Annotated in this window: 18 protein-coding genes; 9 read left to right on the top strand and 9 right to left on the bottom strand. The window is 68.4% G+C overall.

Annotated features, from left to right (window positions below; translation table 11 throughout):
• Nucleotides 1-115: 115 nt before the first annotated feature.
• The 6 genes from ABIB25_RS17720 to ABIB25_RS17695 all read right to left on the bottom strand — a co-directional run bounded on the left by ABIB25_RS17720 (nucleotide 116) and on the right by ABIB25_RS17695 (nucleotide 6074).
• On the bottom strand, nucleotides 116-1480 hold the full coding sequence (locus ABIB25_RS17720; RefSeq protein ID WP_502919845.1) for an HRDC domain-containing protein: 1365 nt from the start codon (nucleotides 1478-1480) through the stop codon (nucleotides 116-118).
• A 95-nt stretch (nucleotides 1481-1575) separates the two neighbouring features.
• Nucleotides 1576-2244, bottom strand: a complete 669-nt coding sequence (locus ABIB25_RS17715) for a helix-turn-helix transcriptional regulator (protein ID WP_354529804.1) — start codon at nucleotides 2242-2244, stop codon at nucleotides 1576-1578.
• A gap of 202 nt (nucleotides 2245-2446) precedes the next feature.
• Complete coding sequence (locus ABIB25_RS17710; RefSeq protein ID WP_354529803.1) at nucleotides 2447-3031, bottom strand: DUF3000 domain-containing protein; 585 nt, start codon at nucleotides 3029-3031, stop codon at nucleotides 2447-2449.
• Between the two features lie 158 nt (nucleotides 3032-3189).
• On the bottom strand, nucleotides 3190-3603 hold the full coding sequence (gene msrB / locus ABIB25_RS17705) for a peptide-methionine (R)-S-oxide reductase MsrB (RefSeq protein WP_354529802.1): 414 nt from the start codon (nucleotides 3601-3603) through the stop codon (nucleotides 3190-3192).
• Between the two features lie 138 nt (nucleotides 3604-3741).
• On the bottom strand, nucleotides 3742-5337 hold the full coding sequence (locus tag ABIB25_RS17700) for an alpha/beta hydrolase (protein WP_354529801.1): 1596 nt from the start codon (nucleotides 5335-5337) through the stop codon (nucleotides 3742-3744).
• Nucleotides 5337-6074 (bottom strand): pyrimidine reductase family protein, encoded by a 738-nt coding sequence (locus ABIB25_RS17695; RefSeq protein WP_354529800.1) that lies wholly within the window; start codon nucleotides 6072-6074, stop codon nucleotides 5337-5339. The genes ABIB25_RS17700 and ABIB25_RS17695 overlap by 1 nt, the downstream gene beginning before the upstream one ends.
• Before the next feature lie 112 nt (nucleotides 6075-6186).
• Between ABIB25_RS17695 and zapE the strand changes: the two genes are divergently transcribed.
• A complete protein-coding gene (gene zapE, locus ABIB25_RS17690) occupies nucleotides 6187-7215 on the top strand; it encodes a cell division protein ZapE (protein ID WP_502919839.1) in 1029 nt (342 codons plus the stop codon).
• A gap of 57 nt (nucleotides 7216-7272) precedes the next feature.
• Here the strand turns inward: zapE and rocD are convergent, their stop codons facing one another.
• Entirely contained in the window at nucleotides 7273-8508 is a 1236-nt protein-coding gene (gene rocD, locus ABIB25_RS17685) for an ornithine--oxo-acid transaminase (RefSeq protein ID WP_354529798.1), read from the bottom strand.
• A gap of 206 nt (nucleotides 8509-8714) precedes the next feature.
• On the opposite strand from rocD, the gene ABIB25_RS17680 reads away from it, so the two are divergent.
• The 5 genes from ABIB25_RS17680 to ABIB25_RS17660 are packed head-to-tail and all read left to right on the top strand — an operon-like array spanning nucleotide 8715 to nucleotide 12162.
• Nucleotides 8715-9638 carry a PPK2 family polyphosphate kinase gene (locus ABIB25_RS17680; RefSeq protein WP_354529797.1) on the top strand — a complete coding sequence of 308 codons (924 nt, stop codon included), beginning with the start codon at nucleotides 8715-8717 and terminating at the stop codon, nucleotides 9636-9638.
• Between the two features lie 23 nt (nucleotides 9639-9661).
• On the top strand, nucleotides 9662-10462 hold the full coding sequence (gene cofC / locus ABIB25_RS17675; RefSeq protein WP_354529796.1) for a 2-phospho-L-lactate guanylyltransferase: 801 nt from the start codon (nucleotides 9662-9664) through the stop codon (nucleotides 10460-10462).
• On the top strand, nucleotides 10417-11076 hold the full coding sequence (locus ABIB25_RS17670) for a hypothetical protein (protein ID WP_354529795.1): 660 nt from the start codon (nucleotides 10417-10419) through the stop codon (nucleotides 11074-11076). The genes cofC and ABIB25_RS17670 overlap by 46 nt, the downstream gene beginning before the upstream one ends.
• Nucleotides 11066-11440, top strand: coding sequence for a DUF3817 domain-containing protein (locus tag ABIB25_RS17665; RefSeq protein ID WP_354529794.1), 375 nt, complete (start codon nucleotides 11066-11068; stop codon nucleotides 11438-11440). The genes ABIB25_RS17670 and ABIB25_RS17665 overlap by 11 nt, the downstream gene beginning before the upstream one ends.
• Nucleotides 11441-11490: 50 nt before the next feature.
• Nucleotides 11491-12162 (top strand): HAD-IA family hydrolase, encoded by a 672-nt coding sequence (locus ABIB25_RS17660; protein ID WP_354529793.1) that lies wholly within the window; start codon nucleotides 11491-11493, stop codon nucleotides 12160-12162.
• 264 nt (nucleotides 12163-12426) lie between these two features.
• Here ABIB25_RS17660 and ABIB25_RS17655 read toward each other — a convergent pair whose 3' ends face one another.
• Together ABIB25_RS17655 and ABIB25_RS17650 are read right to left on the bottom strand one after the other, a co-directional pair.
• Nucleotides 12427-14331: a hypothetical protein gene (locus ABIB25_RS17655; protein WP_354529792.1), complete on the bottom strand. Its 1905-nt coding sequence runs from the start codon at nucleotides 14329-14331 to the stop codon at nucleotides 12427-12429.
• 29 nt (nucleotides 14332-14360) lie between these two features.
• Nucleotides 14361-15608, bottom strand: a complete 1248-nt coding sequence (locus tag ABIB25_RS17650) for a glycosyltransferase 87 family protein (protein ID WP_354529791.1) — start codon at nucleotides 15606-15608, stop codon at nucleotides 14361-14363.
• 82 nt (nucleotides 15609-15690) lie between these two features.
• Between ABIB25_RS17650 and ABIB25_RS17645 the strand changes: the two genes are divergently transcribed.
• Genes ABIB25_RS17645 through ABIB25_RS17635 form a run of 3 tightly spaced genes read left to right on the top strand, consistent with a single transcriptional unit; the run spans nucleotide 15691 to nucleotide 18633 of the window.
• Nucleotides 15691-16380: a methyltransferase domain-containing protein gene (locus ABIB25_RS17645; RefSeq protein ID WP_354529869.1), complete on the top strand. Its 690-nt coding sequence runs from the start codon at nucleotides 15691-15693 to the stop codon at nucleotides 16378-16380.
• Nucleotides 16377-17924, top strand: a complete 1548-nt coding sequence (locus ABIB25_RS17640) for a DUF2142 domain-containing protein (protein WP_354529790.1) — start codon at nucleotides 16377-16379, stop codon at nucleotides 17922-17924. The genes ABIB25_RS17645 and ABIB25_RS17640 overlap by 4 nt, the downstream gene beginning before the upstream one ends.
• Entirely contained in the window at nucleotides 17911-18633 is a 723-nt protein-coding gene (locus ABIB25_RS17635) for a glycosyltransferase family 2 protein (RefSeq protein ID WP_354529789.1), read from the top strand. Before ABIB25_RS17640 ends, ABIB25_RS17635 begins: the two co-directional genes overlap by 14 nt.
• The last annotated feature ends 103 nt before the right edge of the window (nucleotides 18634-18736 follow it).

The raw sequence follows: 18736 nt of genomic DNA, 5'->3' as shown, positions 1-18736 counted from the left end.
GGTGGTCGTCGATTCCTGCGTTGCCACAGCGGGCTCCTGTCGTTTTCGAAATTCCCTCGACCGGCGGGGCGTTCCGAGCAACAGCCGATCGGTGGACCGAATGCTACCGGAAAAGCTACTGGCCGGTAACTTGCGGAATCCCGGCGTCAAGGGCACCCCGGAGGTCGTCGGCCGTCAGGTCGATCTGCCACGGTCGAGCGCCACCCGCGCGGAGCCATTCCCGCAGGTCAGGTCCGTCAGGAGGAGACCACATGGTGCGCCTGACCAGGTCGGGGGAGATCAGGTTCTCCACCGGCGTCTCGACCCTGGCCGAGATCACGGCGAGAGCAGCCCGGGCCGCGGCCAGACGAGCAGCTGCCTTCGGGTCCTTCACCGCCCACTTCGCCGGCGGCGGCGGGCCGTCCCCGGGGAGGGTTGTCGGCGGGAGGTCCGCGGCGGGCAGGGCCATGGCCCGACGGATGGCGTCCCACCACGTCGCCGACTGCCGCCGCTGGATGCGTCCGGCGAACACCGGCAGGGCCACCAGCGCGTCGGCGGTCGCGGGCCTGGCCGAGGCGGCGGCGACGATCGCCGTGTCCGGCAGCACCCGGTGCGGTGCCAGATCACGTCGGCGGGCGATGTTGTCCCTGGCCAGCCACAGCTCGCGGACGATGGACAGGACGCGGGGGTCCCGCAGTTTGTGGATCCCCGAAGTGCGTCGCCAGGGGTCGACCCGAGGCGGAGTGGGTGGCGCCGCGACGATCGCGGCGAACTCCTGTCTGGCCCAGTCGAGCTTTCCCTGGGAGTCCAGCAGCTCCTCCATCGCGTCGCGGAGTTCGATCAGAACCTCTACGTCCAGGGCGGCGTAGGTCAGCCAGGCCGGTGGGAGCGGACGGTTCGACCAGTCCGCGGCGCCGTGCCCCTTGGCAAGTCCCAGCCCGAGCATCTGCTCGACCAGCGGGCCGAGGCCCACCCTGGGCAGTCCGGCCAGGCGCCCGGCCAGTTCCGTGTCGAACAGCGTGCGCGGACGCATGCCGATCTCGGCGAGGCAGGGAAGATCTTGATTGGCGGCGTGCAGGACCCACTCGGACCCGGCCAGCGGAGCGTCCAGGATGGCCAGATCGCCGAGGGCGATGGGATCGAAGAGGGCGGTCCCGACGTCGGCTCGGCGCAGTTGGACGAGGTACGCCCGCGAGCCGTAGCGGTAGCCGGAGGCCCGTTCGGCGTCGAGCGCGACCGGTCCGGAACCCTGGCCGAGTCGTCTGGCCCACTCGGCCAGCCGGGCGGGATCGACCACCGGCCGGACGTCGCCATCGCGGGGGACCAGGAGCGGCGTGATCGGGCTCGACTCGGTGCTCCCCGCAGCCGCGTCGTCTGCAGCTGCGTCTCTGGCACCCGGCAATCCTTCGGCGACCGCCACCACACCACTGGCGTCATCCGAGTCGATGTCAGCCGTTGACGGTGGCCTGGCGTTGGGTGAATCGGCCGGATCACCTGACATGTGCACGGCGACAGTCTGCCTGACGTCAGGGTGCGCCTGATGCAGGTCGGCGACGGGGCCGGTCGATCCGTCGGTCAGCGCGGCGCGTCCGGACGTCAGGAAATGACGCCGGCCCGCATGGCCAGAGCGACCATGTGAGCCCGATCGCCGGTGCCCAGCTTGCGGCCGATCCGAGCCAGGTGGCTCTTGACCGTCAGAGCGGACAGGCTGAGCTCGTCCCCGATCCACTTGTTGGACCGGCCGTCCGCCACCAGGCGGATCACCTCGATCTCCCGCGACGAGAGATCGTGGATCGAGCTGGGGATGTTGGCGGCGGCCGGGTTGGCGCGGCGACCGATCAGCACGCCGTTCACACCGGCACCGACTGCGTCGATCACCGGCCCGATGTCGGCGGTCGGTGCCAGCGCGAGGACCCGCGCCCAGCCTGCCGTGCGGAGCGTGTTGATGATCTTCCCGGCGTCGGGCCCGGTCAGCAGGCTGATGAGCGCCAGATCCCCGACGACACCACGCTCGCTGAGCTCCTCGACGCCCGCAAGGGAGGTGGTCGGGATCACCCGACCGATGCCCACCTCGATCAGACCGGCCTGCAGTGCTTCACGTGTGGCCCGGTCCGGATCAACCAGTAACACCGTGGCCGCGCGGAGCGAGTTGCTCATCGAGTCGCGGACTGGCGAACGCTGCGCGGGCAGAGCACCCACACCGACGGGCAGTTCTTCGACCCGACGCATCGAACCCTGGTCGATGCCGAGCGTTGAGATGCTCACCTGTCTGCCTCCCGAAGCGAATGGATCGGTTCTGAACTGCACGTTTGACCCTGTCGTGACCCCGAGAGGTCGGTAGGCGCCCGGTTCACCGGAACTGAATCACTTGCTGGCATGTTCTGCATGCCCTGCATCCAGTCTCTGCCCAAGTTGCTGGAATGGTCAAGCACACGATGTGCTCATCCTTGACTATCAGTAGTCAGTGTCATCGTACGTTCGGGGAAACGGGCCGGCTGATGGCCGCGACGCCTTCTGGTGGAAGTCCAGCTGCGATCGCAAGCAGATCGGTGAAAGCCGCGAGGTGAAGCCCGCTGTTCTCGTCGGTCGCCGTCCAGGAAGCGCGTAATTCCAGGTCATCGGTCCTGCCGGGGCCTGCAATGTCCCCGAATCGGGTCGACGAGGTCGAGGTCACCGTGCCTCCCAGAGCGGTGAAAGCAGCCCCGGACGACTCCAGGCAGTCGGTCAACCAGCTCCAGGCGACGTCGGGCAGCAGCGGATCGCGGGCGATTTCGTCGTCCACCTCGGCGGTGACAAAAATGACAACTCGAAGAGTGCCATCCCACGCCGTTACGCCATCAGGGTTATAGAGCAGGATCAACCTTCCCGACGCGGACTCCGGTCTGTCGCCGCCCCACAGCACGGAAGCCGACACCGCATGGCTCCAGGGGGCGAGTCGGGTGGGGGCGGGCAGCTCACCCAGTTCGATCTCCGGACGGACGCGGACGAGGTCGAACTGGTCGAGGGCGGCCTGGAATGCGGCGGGGGCAACCTGGCCGGCCGTGGTGGTCATATCCGGACACTACGACCGCGGACCGACATCGATGCTCTCCCACGCCGCCCGTCCCGGCTCGGACGAACGGAGTGGGGCCGGCGAACGAAAGCTGTCGGCATCTGCAGGGCCGCCGCATTCCGCCGCCGGCCCAGCAATCAACTTCGTCCGTTGCGGTGCTAGCCGGCGTTCGGCTCGAGTCGCAGTGCGATCGAATTGATGCACCAGCGCTCGTCCGTCGGGTTCTTGTAGCCCTCGCCGGTGAAGACGTGGCCGAGGTGTGAGTCACAGGTGGCGCAGCGCGCCTCGGTGCGGACGGTGCCGAAGCTCCGGTCCGTCACGAGTGTGACGTTGTCCGAATCCGACGGCGCGTAGAAGCTGGGCCATCCGCAGTGGGACGGGAATTTCGTGTCGGACCGGAAGAGCTCGGATCCGCAGGCCCGGCAGTAGTAGACGCCGGTCGTGGTGGTGTCGGTGTACTCCCCGGTGAACGCGCGCTCGGTGCCCGACTCACGCAGGACGCGGTACTCCGCCGGCGCCAGTTCGGCCTTCCACTGCTCTTCTGATTTGACGACTTTTGCAGGTGTGCTCATGGCTTCGACGGTACCCGCGGGCCATGTGCCGAACGAGGCTTGAACGACTCCGAACAGATGACGGAAGGCTGACGCTTCCGTGCCGGTGATCGTGCCCGCCCGCGACCCTGCCAGCTGGTGACCCCGCCGGCCCCCGCCTCACGGTGGGCACAGGGTCCCGGCGGCCGGGACCTTGCCCGTCAGGAGGTAGGCGTCAACGGCTGCGGTCACACAACTGCTCGTCGGGTAGCCGCCGTGGGTACCGGACTGCCAGGTGAGCAGCACCGCCGAGTCCATCTGCGCCACCAGCGAACGGATCTCGGCGAAGGGTGACACCGGATCGTCCACCGCGCCGACCACCAGGACCGGCGGCGCTCCCGTCGCCCGCACCCCGCGCAGGGCCAGGTCCGGGGCCGGCCAGGACGAGCACACTCCGACCAGGCCGAGCAGGAACGGGCCGAACAGGGGCGCCTTGGGCCGGGCGGCTTTCACCGCCGTCGCCAAGGATGCGCCACCGAGCCGTTGGGTGGAGTCGTTGCACTGGTAGACAAGTCGGCCCGCCTGCTGCTGCTCGATGGCGTCCGTGCCCAGTTCGGCCCTGAGCAGCGTGGCGATGGCGTCGGCGTCGCCCTTGCCGGCGGACTCGAGCGCCGCCGCCAGTGCCGACCACCCGGCAGGCCGCCCGAGCTCGCTGGTCAGGGCGAGCAGGATGCTGCCGCCGGTGATCTCCTGCCCGTCCGAGCTGGGGATCCCGATGTCGCCGAGCTTCTTGATCGTCGTGGTGATTGCACCTACCGGGTCGGCGCCGAGGGGACAGCCGCCGGTGAAGGTCTGACAGGCCTGGGCGAACGAGGTGAGGGCGCTCTGGTAGGCGGCCGCAGCGGCATTCGCCTGATCCTCCGGGGTGGAGGCGGGGTCCGCCGGCCCGTCCAGCACCGAGGCGCCGATCCGTCCGGGATAGCGGTCGGCGTAGACCGCCCCGAGGGTGGCGCCGTAGCCCTGGCCGAGGAAGTTGATGGTCCGGACGCCCAGGGCGGACCGCACGGTGTCGATGTCGTCGGCGGTCGGCACCGAGGCGTAGTCCGTCAGGTCAGGTCCGACCATGTCTCCACAATCGAAGGTCAGCGTGCGGGCCAGGCCGGCCAGGAGATCGGCGGCGACCGACGTGGTCGGGTCGGCGCCCAGGGACAGCAGGTCACCGGAGCTCCGACCGCTGACGCAATCGATCGGCACCGAGTCGCCGGTGCCGCGCAGGTCCATCACGATGACGGCGAAGTGGTCGGTGATGGCGGCCGGCAATACTCCCGCGACCGACGAGATCCGATGTGTGCCGTTCTCCCCGGGAGCGCCGAGGACCACCAGCAGTGGCGGCGCGTCCTTCGGAGTCCGTTCCGTGGTGGCCTTGGCCAGCGCGACCGAGAGGCTGCCCGACGACGTGGTCGCGTACGACTTGGGGACCTCGACCTCCGCGCACTGCAGGGTGAAGGCGGCACCGCCGGTGGGGGCGTTGCTGTCGATCCCGTCCGGGCAGGACGACCACTGCACCGGATCGGACGAGCGGCCGGCACCCCCCGGACCGGTGGGCATGGTGCTCGATGTGATCTGCGGCGTCGCGGCAGCATTTCCAGTCCTTCCGCCGCCGTCCGAGGTGGCCAGGGGAGGTCGGGTGGACGGCCCGATCGTGCACGCCGCCAACAGGGTGGCGATGCCCACCACGATCGAGGCCGACGTCAGGGTCCTGCGCCTCGCCCGCATCAGGCGGCAACCCGTGCGTAGCGGGTGAAGAGGTGGTCCTCGTCAAGATGAAGGGTGTCGAGTCGCCACCGTGCTGGGGCGGGAAGGGAGACGCCGCCGAGCAGGGTGGTCGGCCCGGCGCCCAGGGTCAGGGGCGAGGTGGTCAGGCACAGCTCGTCCAGCAGATCCGCGGCGATGAGCCGCCCGAGCAGGCTCGGTCCGCCCTCGCAGAGCACCCGGGAGAACCCGAGCCCGGACAACTCGGCCACCATCCGCGTCAGGTCGACGGAATCCACACCCGCGTCGACGACGGTGGCCGGGTAGCCGGTCATCCGTGCTGCCCCCTTCGTGGTGGTGATCAGGATCGGCGGGATCTCGCTGTCGGTGAAGATCCCGAGGTCGCGGTCGAGACCACCGCCGGTGACGACGGCGAGTGGCGGTGGGGTGCCGAGGCCCCAGCGATGTCGCCGGGCGAGGCGCTCGTCGTCCAGCCGGATGCCGCCGTATCCCTCGGCCCGGATGGTGCCCGCACCAACCAGCAGCACGTCGGCGAGATCTCGCAGGATCGCGAAGATCCGCTGGTCACCGGGGCCACCCAGGTCGGCCGACTTGCCGTCGACGGCGACGCCGCCGTCGAGAGCGGCCACCATGTTCGCCCTGATCACCGGACGGTTCCCGACGTCCGTCGGCCACGCGTACGCAGCGGCGAGCGCGTCGTCATCGGGGGAGTCGAGGTGGTCGGGGTGGCAGCGCAGCACCCACCCATCCCATCACGACCGCGCGCCGGCCGGTCGGCTGTGCGGTGAATCTCCTGCTCGGGACGGGTCTTCTCGCTCGACGGGCCCCGGACGTTCTCTACCCTGGACCCTCGTGTCCCTGGATCATCTTGTCGATGTGATGCCGGTCGTCAGCCCCGATCAACTGATCAAGGGGCTGGTGCCTCCGCCCCGATTCGAGGGACCCCGGTTCAGCACCTACCGACCCGATCCGGCGGAGCGATCGCAGTCGGAGGCGCTGGACGCCCTCCAGAAGGTGGCCGGGACCATCGCCGATCCGCCGAAGAAGGGTTGGTTCCGCAAATCCGCGGCCTCCACCACCGCCGGGGTCTACCTGGACGGCGGATTCGGCGTGGGGAAGACGCACCTGCTCGCCTCGCTCTGGCACGCGGTGCCGGGCCCGAAGGCGTACGGAACGTTCGTCGAATACACCCACCTGGTCGGTGCACTCGGGTTCGTCGAGACGGTGCGGCGGCTGTCCGCCCATCGCCTGCTGGCCGTCGACGAGTTCGAGCTGGACGACCCGGGCGACACCATGCTGATGACCAGGTTGCTGGGCCAGCTGGCCGACGCCGGCGTCTTCCTCGCTGCCACCTCGAACACGCTGCCGGACAAGCTCGGCGAGGGCCGGTTCGCGGCCGACGACTTCCGTCGGGAGATCCAGGGGTTGTCCGACCGCTTCACGACACTGCGGATCGATGGCCCGGACTTCCGACACGCCGGCCTCGCCCAGGCCCCGGATCCGATGTCGGACAACGCTCTGCAGGCAGTCGCCGGCCGGACCCCCGGCTCCACCCTCGACTCCTTCGCCGCGCTGACGGCGAAACTGGCGAAGCTACATCCCTCCACCTACGGGAAGTTGGTGGAAAATGCTGCAGCCGTTCACATCTCGGGAGTCAGGCCGCTCCCCGACCAAGGCGCTGCCCTGCGATGGGTGGTGCTGATCGACCGCCTCTACGACCGGACGATCCCGGTCCGCGCCTCCGGAGTGTCGCTGGATCAGCTGTTCACCCCGGAAATGCTCCGCGGTGGCTACCGCAAGAAGTACCTGCGGGCGACCAGCCGGATCCTCGCCCTCACCCGCGAGGGCGAGCAGAGCAGCGACCAGCGTCGGATGATCTGAGCCGCAACCCCCTGGCGTCCTGCACAGTGATCGCTATTGCGATCACTGTGCAGGACGCTAGCGGCGGCCGCGGAACTCCGAGATGACGGCGGCGAGGGTGTCGACGGCCTGGTCGAGTTCCTCGCGGGTGATCACGATCGGCGGAGCGAAACGCAGCGTGGTCTGGTGGGTTTCCTTGATCAGAATGCCGCGGCGGGCCATCTCCTCGCTGATCGCGCGACCAGCGCCGACCTCGGGCGAGAGTTGTACCCCGGCCCACAGGCCGCGGCCACGGACGTCGGCGACGCCGTGCCCGATCAGCGCGTTCAGCCTGGCGTGCAGGTGATCTCCGAGATCCTTGGCCCTGGCCTGCATCTCGCCGGTGGCCAGCAATTTGATGACGGCCCGGCCGATCGCGCAGGCCAGCGGGTTGCCGCCGAAGGTGGATCCGTGTTGTCCCGGCTGGAGCACACCCAGCACCGACTTCCTGCCCACCACGGCCGATACCGGCATGATGCCGCCGCCGAGTGCCTTGCCGAGCGTGTAGAGGTCCGCCTTGACACCTTCGTGATCCAGAGCCAGCAGTGCACCGGTACGCCCGAGCCCGGATTGGATCTCGTCAGCGATGAACAGCACGTCGTTCTCGTCGCAGAGGCGGCGGACCTCGGCGAGGTAACCGGCGGGTGGTACGAGAACCCCGGCCTCGCCCTGGATCGGCTCGAGCAGGATGGCCGCCGTGTGGGGGGTGATGGCCGCAGTCAGAGCTTCCACGTCGCCGTACTTGACGCCCACGAAACCCGGTGTGTAGGGCCCGTAGTCGGCGGTGGCGACCGGGTCGTCGGAGAACGAGATGATGGAGATGGTGCGGCCGTGGAAGTTTCCGCCGGCGGTGATGATCTGCGCCTGGTTCTCCGGAACCCCCTTCACCGTGTACGCCCACTTGCGCGCGACCTTCAGCGCAGCCTCGACCGCCTCGGCACCGGAGTTCATCGGTAGCACCATCTCAGTGCCGGTCAGTTCGGCCAGTTCCTGGCAGAAGAGGCCGAGCTGGTCGTGGTGGAAAGCGCGTGACGTCAGGGTGACTCGGTCGAGCTGTTCTTTGGCTGCGGCGACGAGAGCCGGGTGGCCGTGCCCGAAGTTGAGCGCGGAGTACCCGGCGAGCATGTCGAGGTAGCGCTTGCCCGCCACGTCGGTCACCCAGGCGCCCTCCGCCTCGGCGATGACGACCGGCAGCGGGTGGTAATTGTGGGTGCACCAGTTGTCGTCCAGATCCAGGTAGAACTGGGGGTCGTGGCTGGTGGGCGCGCTGGTCACGGTGGTCGCTCTCTTCTTCTCGGGCGGCTCGGCCACAGGACGGGCCGGGCCTGGGCACACATCTGTGCGTCGGGTGTTGCCCGGCGCTGACCTTTCGAGCCTACGGGCGCAGACCCTGTCCCGGCAGGGGTCGGATGCATGCGCCCATGTGCGAATTCATGCGTCTTTCCGGGAGACCTCGACGGAACGTTGTGGGAAAGTGACCCATGGCCCCGAAGAAGAGTCGGTCCGACTCCAAGAAGAGCAGCAAGAAGGTCGATCGCGGAGACGTCATCGAACAGGTGACCGCCCAGCAGGACAGCACGGCCAAGGTGCTGTCGCTGCCCCCGGGGCCCGTTGACCTCCGGTCGATCGCCACGGCCGGCCGGCCGGCCGGACCGCAGCAGAAGGACGAGGCGCAGCGGCTGATGATCGGAATCGGCACCGAACTGGCTGCGCTGCAGGAGAAGTTGGTCGCGGAGTCGATCCGCGGTGGGCAACGCCGCGTGCTGCTGGTGTTGCAGGGGATGGACACCTCGGGCAAGGACGGCGTCGTCAAGCACGTGTTGGGTCTGCTCAATCCGGCCGGCGTCCACCTGACCTCGTTCAAGAAACCCAACAAGGAGGAGCTGGCCCACGACTTCCTGTGGCGGATCGCGGCCCAGGTGCCGTTGGCCGGCCAGATCGGGGTCTTCAACCGGTCCCAGTACGAGGACGTGCTCGTCGTCCGGGTGCATGATCTGGTGCCGCGCGAGGAGTGGTCCAAGCGCTACGCGAAGATCAACGCCTTCGAACGTGGCCTGCTGCGCAACGGGACCGTAGTCGTCAAGTGCTTCCTGCACATTTCCAAGGACACGCAGCGGGAGCGACTCGAGGCCCGACTCGACGACCCGACCAAGTACTGGAAGTACAACCCCGCGGACCTGACGGAACGTGGCTACTGGAGCGACTACCAGGACGCGTACGCCGAGGCACTGCGACGCTGCAACACGCTGGGTGCACCGTGGTTCGTCATTCCCTCCGATCGCAAGTGGTACCGGAACTGGGCGATTGCCTCGTTGCTGCTGGAGACGCTCCGCGAACTGGACCCGCAGTATCCGCCCGCCGACTTCAACGTGGACGAGGAACGCGAACGCCTCGCGGAGTCCTGAACGCGATACGGGACACTGGGTGGGTGACAACAGTTCCTCGACCCGACCGGCAGCTCCGTCTTCAGGAGCCCGGTGTCGCGTCGCGCTGGACGATCCTGGTTCCGGTCAAGGCCACCACCCGCGGCAAGAGCCGGATCGACCTCCCACCCGAGGCCAGACAGAGGTTGGCCCTGGCGATGGCGCTGGATACGGTGTCGGTCGCCGCCCGGTGCGGCCGGGTGATGGCCCTCGTCGAGAACGAGGCGGATGCTGTTGCGCTGCAGGCAGTGCCCGGCGTCGCGGTGCATCTCACGACGGTCTCGGGGCTGAACGAGTCGATCCTGGACGGCGTCGCGGCGCTGGCGGCGCGCGGGGTCGACGGGCTCGTCGCGGTCGTCCCGGGGGATCTGCCGGGGCTGCTCGTGGCAGACCTGGCGGCCGGGCTCGTGCAGTGCGAGACGCATCGCTTCGCCGTGGTCGCCGACCACCAGGGAGTCGGCACCACCCTGCTGGCCGCCACCGTGGCAGCGGCCCTGACTCCCCGGTACGGGCCCGGGTCCTACCGCCGACACCAGGATGCCGGTGCGGTACCCGTGCTGTTGCCGACCACATCCAGCCTTCGCCGGGACGTGGACCTCGTCACAGATCTCGAGACGGCGTTGCTCGGCTCGGCCGTCGGGTCCCGGACCAGGGCCGTACTGGCTGACCTGGCGCGTCCGCCGGGCCGGGGCGGCCCTGGCGACCGGGCATCACAGCAGGTGGACGGTCTGCGGCGGGCGCACGGTGTTACCGTCGAAATGTGTACCGCAAATTCCTCCGACCCGGGTGGATCTTCGGGCACCTGATGGTCGTGGTGGCACTGCTGGTGTGCCTGCGACTGGGGCTGTGGCAGTGGCACCGGACCGAGCATGGCGGCACCGTGCAGAACCTCGGATACACGGTGCTGTGGCCCATCTTCGGTGCGGCTTTCGTCTACATGTGGTTCCGATTCCTCCAGCTGGAAATTCTCAAGGATGCCGAGGACGACGCCGAACTCACCGCGATGGCCGCCGGGGACCCGACGTCCGACGGCGCTGATCCCGCGGTGACGGCTTCCGGTCCCGGTGACCCGGCAGCCGGCACGGATTCACCACAGCCGACGTCCGCCGTTCGGCTACCAACCTTCGACCCGGCCGAGCCGGCCGAGGCCGACTTCCCATCATTCGACGTATTGTCGAAGACGACCGCGGAGGCGATCGGCGACGCCCGATCGATCGAGGCGGTTGCCGACAGCGCCTCGGAGTCCACCTCCGGAGCGGTCGCGGCGGGCACCGTCGTTCCACCGCGCAACGCATCGCGGGGGATCACCGTGGCCGTGTCGACGGTCGGCGACGATGACGAAGACGACGATCCCGAACTGGCCGCGTACAACCGTGCACTGGCCGCCTTGGCCGCAAAGGACCACCGCCGTGCCCGCTGAACCCACCTCCGCAAACCCCTCGCCGCGCGCCGCCGCGCCGGCACCCGTCATGCCCCCGAAGGTGGCGACTGCGCTTGCGCGCTACCGGATCGCCGCCTTCATCGTGGGCTATGCACTGATCGTGCTCTGCGTGACGATCGTGCTCAAGTACGTCTTCGACGTCGGCCAGGCCGTGACGATCTGGGGACCGATCCACGGCGTGCTGTACATCGCGTACGTCCTGCTGGCGTTCGATCTCGCCTACAAGGACCGGTGGTCGCTGGCCGGCACCCTCGGCGTGCTGCTCGCCGGCGTCATCCCGGGCATCTCGTTCGTGGCCGAGCGCATCGTGCATCGCAAGGTGCTGGCCCGGCAGAAGGTCTGACCGTCGGAGGGTTTTGCCTCACCGGTTCCGACTGCGAGAAGGGCGGGTGCATGGTCGAACGCATCGAGCAGCTGACCATCACCGCGGCCGTCGTCCTCTTCGACTCCGACGGTGTGCTGGTCGATTCCGATGCCAGTGTGGCCTCCGCGTGGAAGCGGTGGGCGCTGGCCTGGGGATTCGATCCCGAGCTGGTGTTCTCGATGGTCCACGGTCGCCGCGCTGCCGATACCGTTGCGCTGCTGGTGGACCCGGCGCTGCGGGTGCTGGCGCTGGAGGACATCAATCTGTTCGAGGTCCAGGACGCGGCAGCGGTGACGGCGATCCCCGGGTCGGCCGAACTCGTGGGCGGGATGGGCGGCGCCTGGGCGGTGGTCACCTCGGCGACCAGGGCGCTGGCCGGGGCGCGGCTCGGTGCCGCCGGGATCGTGGCTCCGCCCGTGCTGGTGACGGCCGACGACGTCAGGGCCGGAAAACCCTCCCCGGAGGGGTATCTCGCTGCTGCCGCCCGCCTCGACGTGCCCATCGAGCACACGGTGGTGGTCGAGGACGCGCCGAGCGGGGTGCAGGCGGCCCGCGCTGCCGGTGTCCGGGCCGTGGTGGGGGTGGGCCGCCGGGCGCTGGAGACCGACGCCGATGTGGTCATCACCGATCTGTCCCTGGTCCGCTGGACGGGCGTCGGGCTGGTCATCCCGCGCCGGGCCCTGCTCCGCGCCCACCTCTGACGGTTGGCGCGGGCCTGGCTCCGCCGCACGGTCTGCTGCCGCGCAACCCCGGGGCGCCTCGCGCGGGTAGGACGCACTCCTGCCGATCGCCGTCGGCCCGGACGAGTTGAGAGGCGGAACCGTTCGGCAGATCCAGGTCGAGACGGGCGTGCGGTGCCAGAGCTGCGGCGTCCGGGGCGAATCCGGTGGGCACCCTGCGCGAGCTGCGCCGGCAACGGCCGGATCAGGGCGAGCCTTACCGTCAGCGCCCGGCTCGCACCATGCTCAGCCGGCGGCCCGGACGATCACAGCAGCGGCGGCAGACCGTTCTGCTGCGGTCATCGTGGCGGCGACCTGCTGCAGCGAGCGGTCTAGCGACAGGAACGCCCAGCGGCCGTCCCGACTGATGAGTGTCGGTGCCCCGGTATACGGGGCGAGCGACTTCTCCAGGGCAGCGCCGTCGTCAACGGTGGCTACGCGATCCACCACGATCCCGACGAAGCCGACGGTAGCCAGGTCCTTCGTCATCCGCGAAGGAGCCTCGGCGGCAATGGCTTTCGGCCATTCGGTCTGGGGTCGGCCCTTGATCCCGCCGCCGGACCACCGGAGGGTGCTCGAGTGCAGGAACAGCTTGATCTGGTCGCTGTCGATCGCGCCATTTCGTCGGCCGCCCTCGGGGAAGGCGAGGTAGGGCGTCTGGAAGATCATCGATCCCGACGGCACCCGTGCCTGCAGGGCCTGGACGAACGCGTCATCCGAGCGGTACGACGGGTCGTCGTAGATCGGCCGGCCACGGCTGGACGTCTGGTCGAATACGCCGAGCACCAGCACCACGACGAGGACGACGGGTAGGGCGAACCGCGGGACCGCGGGAGAAGATCGCGTCGTCCGACGCCGGTCCCAGGCCGCGAATGCGCCCTGGATCGCGACACCGAGACCGGCGAGGGCGAAGAGATTGAGGACGATGGACATGCGGTTCCAGCCACGGATACCGGCCGTCAGGAAGGAGATCAGCGTGCCGAACCCACCGATGGTGCTCAGCAGGAAGGCCAGCCAGGTGAGGGCGGAGAGATAGTAGAAGGTCTCGCGACGACGAACCCGGACCGGGTCGGTCGCCTCCGGACGTCGCCTGACGGCCAGCACTACCAGCAGCAGACCGAGCAGGAGCAGGAACCCGATGGCACCCATCAGGCCCAGCGCAGGTTCCTCGCCGGACAGCGGATAGTGCGTGTCGTACAGACGCCGGACCCGGGCCAGCGCCGGGATCGGGTGGCCGTCCGCCGGCAGGATCAACGAGGTGAACTTGAGCGCAAAGGTTTCCGCGTCCTGACGTCGCCGGACGAACGCGGCGGCGTTCGAGCCGTGGAGGTATCCGTAGACGATGTCCGGCACCATCGCGCCGACGAAGACGACCCCCAGCACCACGCCCGCGACGACGGCGCCGCGGAATCGCCGCCAGTTGCGGGTGCGGATCAGGGCCAGGATGCCGGCCGGTGCGAGCAGAACCGCGGTGAACACGCCGTAGTAGGCGCCGTCGAGAGTGACCAGGGTAACGGCCAGCACCGTGCCCGCGCCCCGCCCGGTCAGCCACGACACACCGGAGCGCACAGCCTGGGGGAGCCGGCCCAGCCGTTCCGGCAGCAAACGGCGACCCCAGATCGGATCGCCCCGCAGCACCGTCAGGACCACGCCGAGCCCGAGTGGCACGGCCCAGTACTCGCCGAGGAAGAAATGCGATTCATTGCGCCAGAAGTGGTACGGCGCAACGGCATAGAGCGCGGACAGCACCACGGCGAGCGGTTGCGAGAGATCGCAGCGGCGCAGGAACCAGACGGCGGTCAACGCGGCCAGCGGGAACCCGGCGATGTAGTAGAGGTTGAAGACCACCGGCCAGCTGTGCGAGAAGAGGCCGAAGACCTTGATCATCATCGGCTGCAGCTCGTCGGAGAACGGATAGTCGTGGTAGTGCTGGCCGTACGGGACGCCGAGGGCGGGCTGCGACTCGTACCAGCCGGTGCCGAGAACGGTCTTGAAGTACGACGCCGACGCCACCGCATCGCCGCTGTAGAAGAACGGCACCGACCAGGTGGCCTGCCACAGCCTCGTCATGATCGTCACCGCCAGCGTGCTCAGCCCGGCGGCGGCCAGGTAGATCCAGACCTCGAATCCGGCCCGACCGTGGGTGCTCACGCTGCCAGTGGCAGCAGCCGGCGATTCCGTCACGAGTGCCGGGTGGTCGGGAAGATGAGCATCGTTGCTCTCACCCCGATCGCCACCAGCACGAGCCAGATCACCATCAGGTAGTAGCTCTCAGCGGTCGTGAACGGCACGGCCAGCGCCTGGTAGAGCGGAAACCCGTGGTTCCACAGCGAGTAGATCTCGGTGAGCACCACTGCAGCCAGCACGTTGTAGACGGTCGCCCAGCCGAAAGCGACCAGATAGCTCGCGGCCAACGGCCACACCGTGTACTGCACGCTGAAGCTCACCGCGAAGACCATGAAGCCGATCAACGCCCACGCCGTGGCGTGCAAGATCGTGTCCGGGCGACGCCAGACGGCGATGAGCGGGACGATCGCGCAGATCACCACGACCAGGCTTCGGCCGGGGCCGGCGAGGAACGCGACCCAGCCGGGGTCACCGATCCAGTGCCCCAGTTGCAGAATGCCCCAGCGGGACGGCCCGGTGCCCGGATACCCAATGACGTTGAGCCGCAGCGGCGCGAACTCCTTGATCAGGGCCGGACCCCACGTCGCCCCGAAAACCACCACGAAGGCGGCGACGAACCGGAGGAATTCCCGCCGCCCCTGCTTCCACGCGTAGAGCGCCAACGCCGGGATGACGACCAGCGGGATGATCTTGATCCCGACCGCCAGTGCGATCGCGGCACCGGCGCAGGCCGGCGATCGGCGGTCGACCAGCAACCACAGGCTCAGGAACGTCAGGAAGGTGAAGATCGGGTCGGTGTTGCCGTGGAATCCGGACACCAGGACCAGTACCGGGCTGACGGCGAGCAGGACGCCGGCCCAGGTGGCCTCCCGCAGGCTCCGCCGGCGGCGCAGGAGTTCGAAGAGGACGAACGCCGAACCGACATCGGCAAAGCAGGACAGCCCACGGATGGTGAACTTGAACGAGATGCCCGCGTCCTGCAGCAGATTGACGAACCACAGCAGGAACCCGACCAGCGGCGGATGGTTGTAGAACGAGTGCTTGAACGTCAGCGCGTAGATTCCGACCGGCCCGGCCTGCCGCTCGCCGTTGGCGAAATCCCCCCAGTGCAGGATGTCGTTGGTGCCAAGGGTCTTGGCGGCGATGGTCAGCTTCAGGATCAGCAGTGGGACGGCGAAGAGGAGGATCAGGACTCTGGCGCGGTTGATCGCGGCGGCCGGATCCCGATGCTCTGCTCCGGCCGGCGGCCCTTTCCAGGGCGCTCCGTCGGCAGCCGGAACCAGGGCAGGCGGAACACTCACCGCCGGACGATACCGCGGGTGGGGCACCGGAACGTGACGGCAGGCTAGGGTCAGCCGGGGCAAAATGATGTCCGTGCAATCAATGGAGGAGAACATCGTGGCGACACCCGACGGGAGCGGGACCGCATCGGAGTCAGGTCCGGGGTACTTCACCACGCGATTCACCAGGAACGACGGACGAGGGCAGGTCTGGCGTCATATCTGCGACTTCCTCCAGACGTGGATTGCCGGCGACGCCGACGTACTCGAGCTGGGCGCCGGTTGGTGCGACTTCTCCAACGCGGTCCACGCCGGCAGCGTGACGGCCATGGACATCGACCCGGTGGTGCAGGAGGCGGCCGGCCCTGCGGTGGCGGCCGTCGTCGGCGACTGCACCGATCTCTCCCGTTTTCGCGACGGCAGCTTCGACTGCGTGGTGGCATCCAACCTGCTCGAGCACCTGACCCGACCGATGGCCGACACCATGCTCGCCGAGGCGCAACGGGTGTTGCGGCCCGGCGGCCGACTCTTGTTGATCCAGCCCAACTTCCGGCTGAATCCCCGTGAGTACTTCGACGACTACACCCATGTCTCCATCTACACCGACCGTTCGCTGCGCGACTACCTGGCCGCCTCGGGCTGGAGCGTCGACCACGTGGCGGCGCGCTTCCTGCCGCTGAGCATGAAGTCCCGCGGGTCCGGGCTGACCTTCCTGGTGCCCTGGTATCTGCGATCGCCGATCAAGCCGTTCGCGGGACAGATGCTCGTGGTGGCCTCCCGAGGGGCCATGTGAGCAGGTCGGGTCACCGCGCCGGTGGTCACTGGGGGTCGGCCGGCGTCTTCGTGGTGCCGTACCTGATCCTGATGCTCTCCTGGGCGTTCTCCAATCCGCCCGGAGCCGCACCCGACGAGCCGGACCACCTGGTGAAGGCGATCGGGATGTCCAGCTTCGACATCGGTAGCAAGTACACCGGAGCGGCTGTGGGCAACGGCGGTATCGGTCAGCAACGCAACGCCTCCATCAGCCGGGTCATCACCGTGCCGGGAAACCTGGCCCCGGTCGGATACACCTGCTACGCCTTCCGCACCGACACCTCTGCGGCGTGTCTGTCGAAGACGACGACCTCCACCACGTCTCGCGACGTCGTCGATCCGCTGGGCAGCTATCCGGCCTTCCTCTACGTGCCGATGGGCTGGGTGACCGCATTGGCGTCGACCCCTACCCAGGCATTTTTGCTGGTCCGGCTCTTCTGTGCACTGGTCTGTAGCCTGCTGCTGCTCCTCGGCGCGGCGCATCTGGTTCGCGGGCTGGGCCGCCGGGCACTGCTCGGGGCCTTCGTCGGGCTGACCCCGATGGTGGTCTTCTCCTCGTCGGTGGTGACCACCAGTGGATTCGAGATCTGCGCTGCCTTCGCGGTGGCCTGCGTCGTCGTGGTAGGCCTGCGGCGCCCGGAGACCCTGGCCGAATCGGGCACCCAGCTGTTGTTGGCCGGAGCGGGGGGGACGCTCATCCTGTCCCGTCAGCTGGGGGCGGTGACCTTCGCGCTGCTGATGCTCCTGCTGCTGGTCCGCGTCGGGCCGGCGTTCTTCCTGCGGCTGCTGCGGGCGCACCGGCCGGCGCTGGTGTCGGCCGTCGGGATCCTCGCCCTGTGCGGTGTCGCCGTGCTGGTCTGGGAGCGCGCGTACGACCACCCGTCCATGGTCGGCTCGGCGCTCTCGGGTCCAGCGCTGGGATCCTTTGCGCTGAAGAGTTATTCGGTCCTGGAGAGCGGAGTTGCGCAATTCGGCTGGTTGGACACCGCGGTACCGCCCTGGGTGCTGGCTCTCTGGATCATGCTCGGCGTGCTGTTGATCGGTGCGGCCGCGTTGCTGGCTCCTCGATCCGACCGCCTGACGATGCTCGTCTGGTTCCTCCTGCTGCTGTTGATCGCCTACTTCACCTACGCCACGGTGTTCTTCACGGTCGACGCCGGTCTGCAGGGCAGGCATCTACTGGCGTTCTTCCAACTGATTCCGTTGCTGGCCGGGGTGGTGCTGGTCGAGCGTCTGGACCAACTGGACAGTGCTGTCACCGCAAGGTTTTTCACCCTGGTGGCGGTGGTGATGCCTGTTGTCCAGGTGATCTCGCTCTATGTCAACGCGCGCCGCTACGCGGTGGGTTCCGCCGGTCCGGTGTGGTTCCTGCCGGCGGCGGCATGGGAACCGCCGTTGGGCTGGTGGCCCTGGCTCCTGCTCGGGTTGATCGGCGCAGTGTGGTTGGGCCGCAACATCATCATGTTCGGTTCCATGGACGCAACGAAGTCGAAGGAGAAGGAGATGGCCGATGTGGAACGGTAGAACCGTCGCCCTGGTCCTGCCGACCTACAACGAGAAGGACAGCATCGCGGATGTGATCCGCCGGTTCGAAGCGCTGGACATCGTCGACGACATCCTGGTCATCAACAACAACGCGATCGACGGCACGTCCGTCAACGTGGCCAGTACCGGCGCCCGCGAGATCGTCGAGACCAACCAGGGTTACGGCGCGGCCATCCGGCGCGGCCTGCTCGAGGTCGACGCCGACCTCGTCTGCATCTGCGAGCCGGACGGGACGTTCAATCCCGAAGATCTGCGGAAGATGTTGCCCTACACCGTGGAATGCGGCTTCGTGATCGGGTCGCGCACCGTCTCCAACTTCATCTGGGACGGCGCCAACATGGGCTTCGCCCTGCAGTGGGGGAACTGGCTGGTCGCCAAGTTCACCGAGGTGCTCTACAACAGCAGCTATCTCAGCGATGTCGGTTGCACGTTCCGGATCCTGTCCCGCGAGTGCATCGCCGACATCGCGCCGAAATTCTCCGTCGACGGGTCCTCGTTCGGTCTGGAGATGATGCTGATAGCGCTGCTGCGGCGCATCAAGCTGGTCCAGATCCCGGTCAACTACCACCCGAGGGTCGGCCACTCCTCGGTCACCGGACATCTGGGCAAGACCGTCTCGCTCGGCTTGGAGATGATGCGCATGGTGTTCCGGATGCGCTGGCGGGCCAGGTCCTTCCGCTCGAAGTAGTCCTTGGATGCGGCACCCGCCGACATGCAGGAGCGCCCCGCCCCGGAGTTCCCGGGACGGGGCGCTGCTGTGTGGAGCTGGTGAAGCTTTCCGCTACCGATGG

This window comes from Nakamurella sp. UYEF19, from assembly GCF_040546275.1.
Taxonomy (GTDB): domain Bacteria; phylum Actinomycetota; class Actinomycetes; order Mycobacteriales; family Nakamurellaceae; genus Nakamurella.
This window is presented reverse-complemented; position numbering and strand designations above follow the sequence as displayed.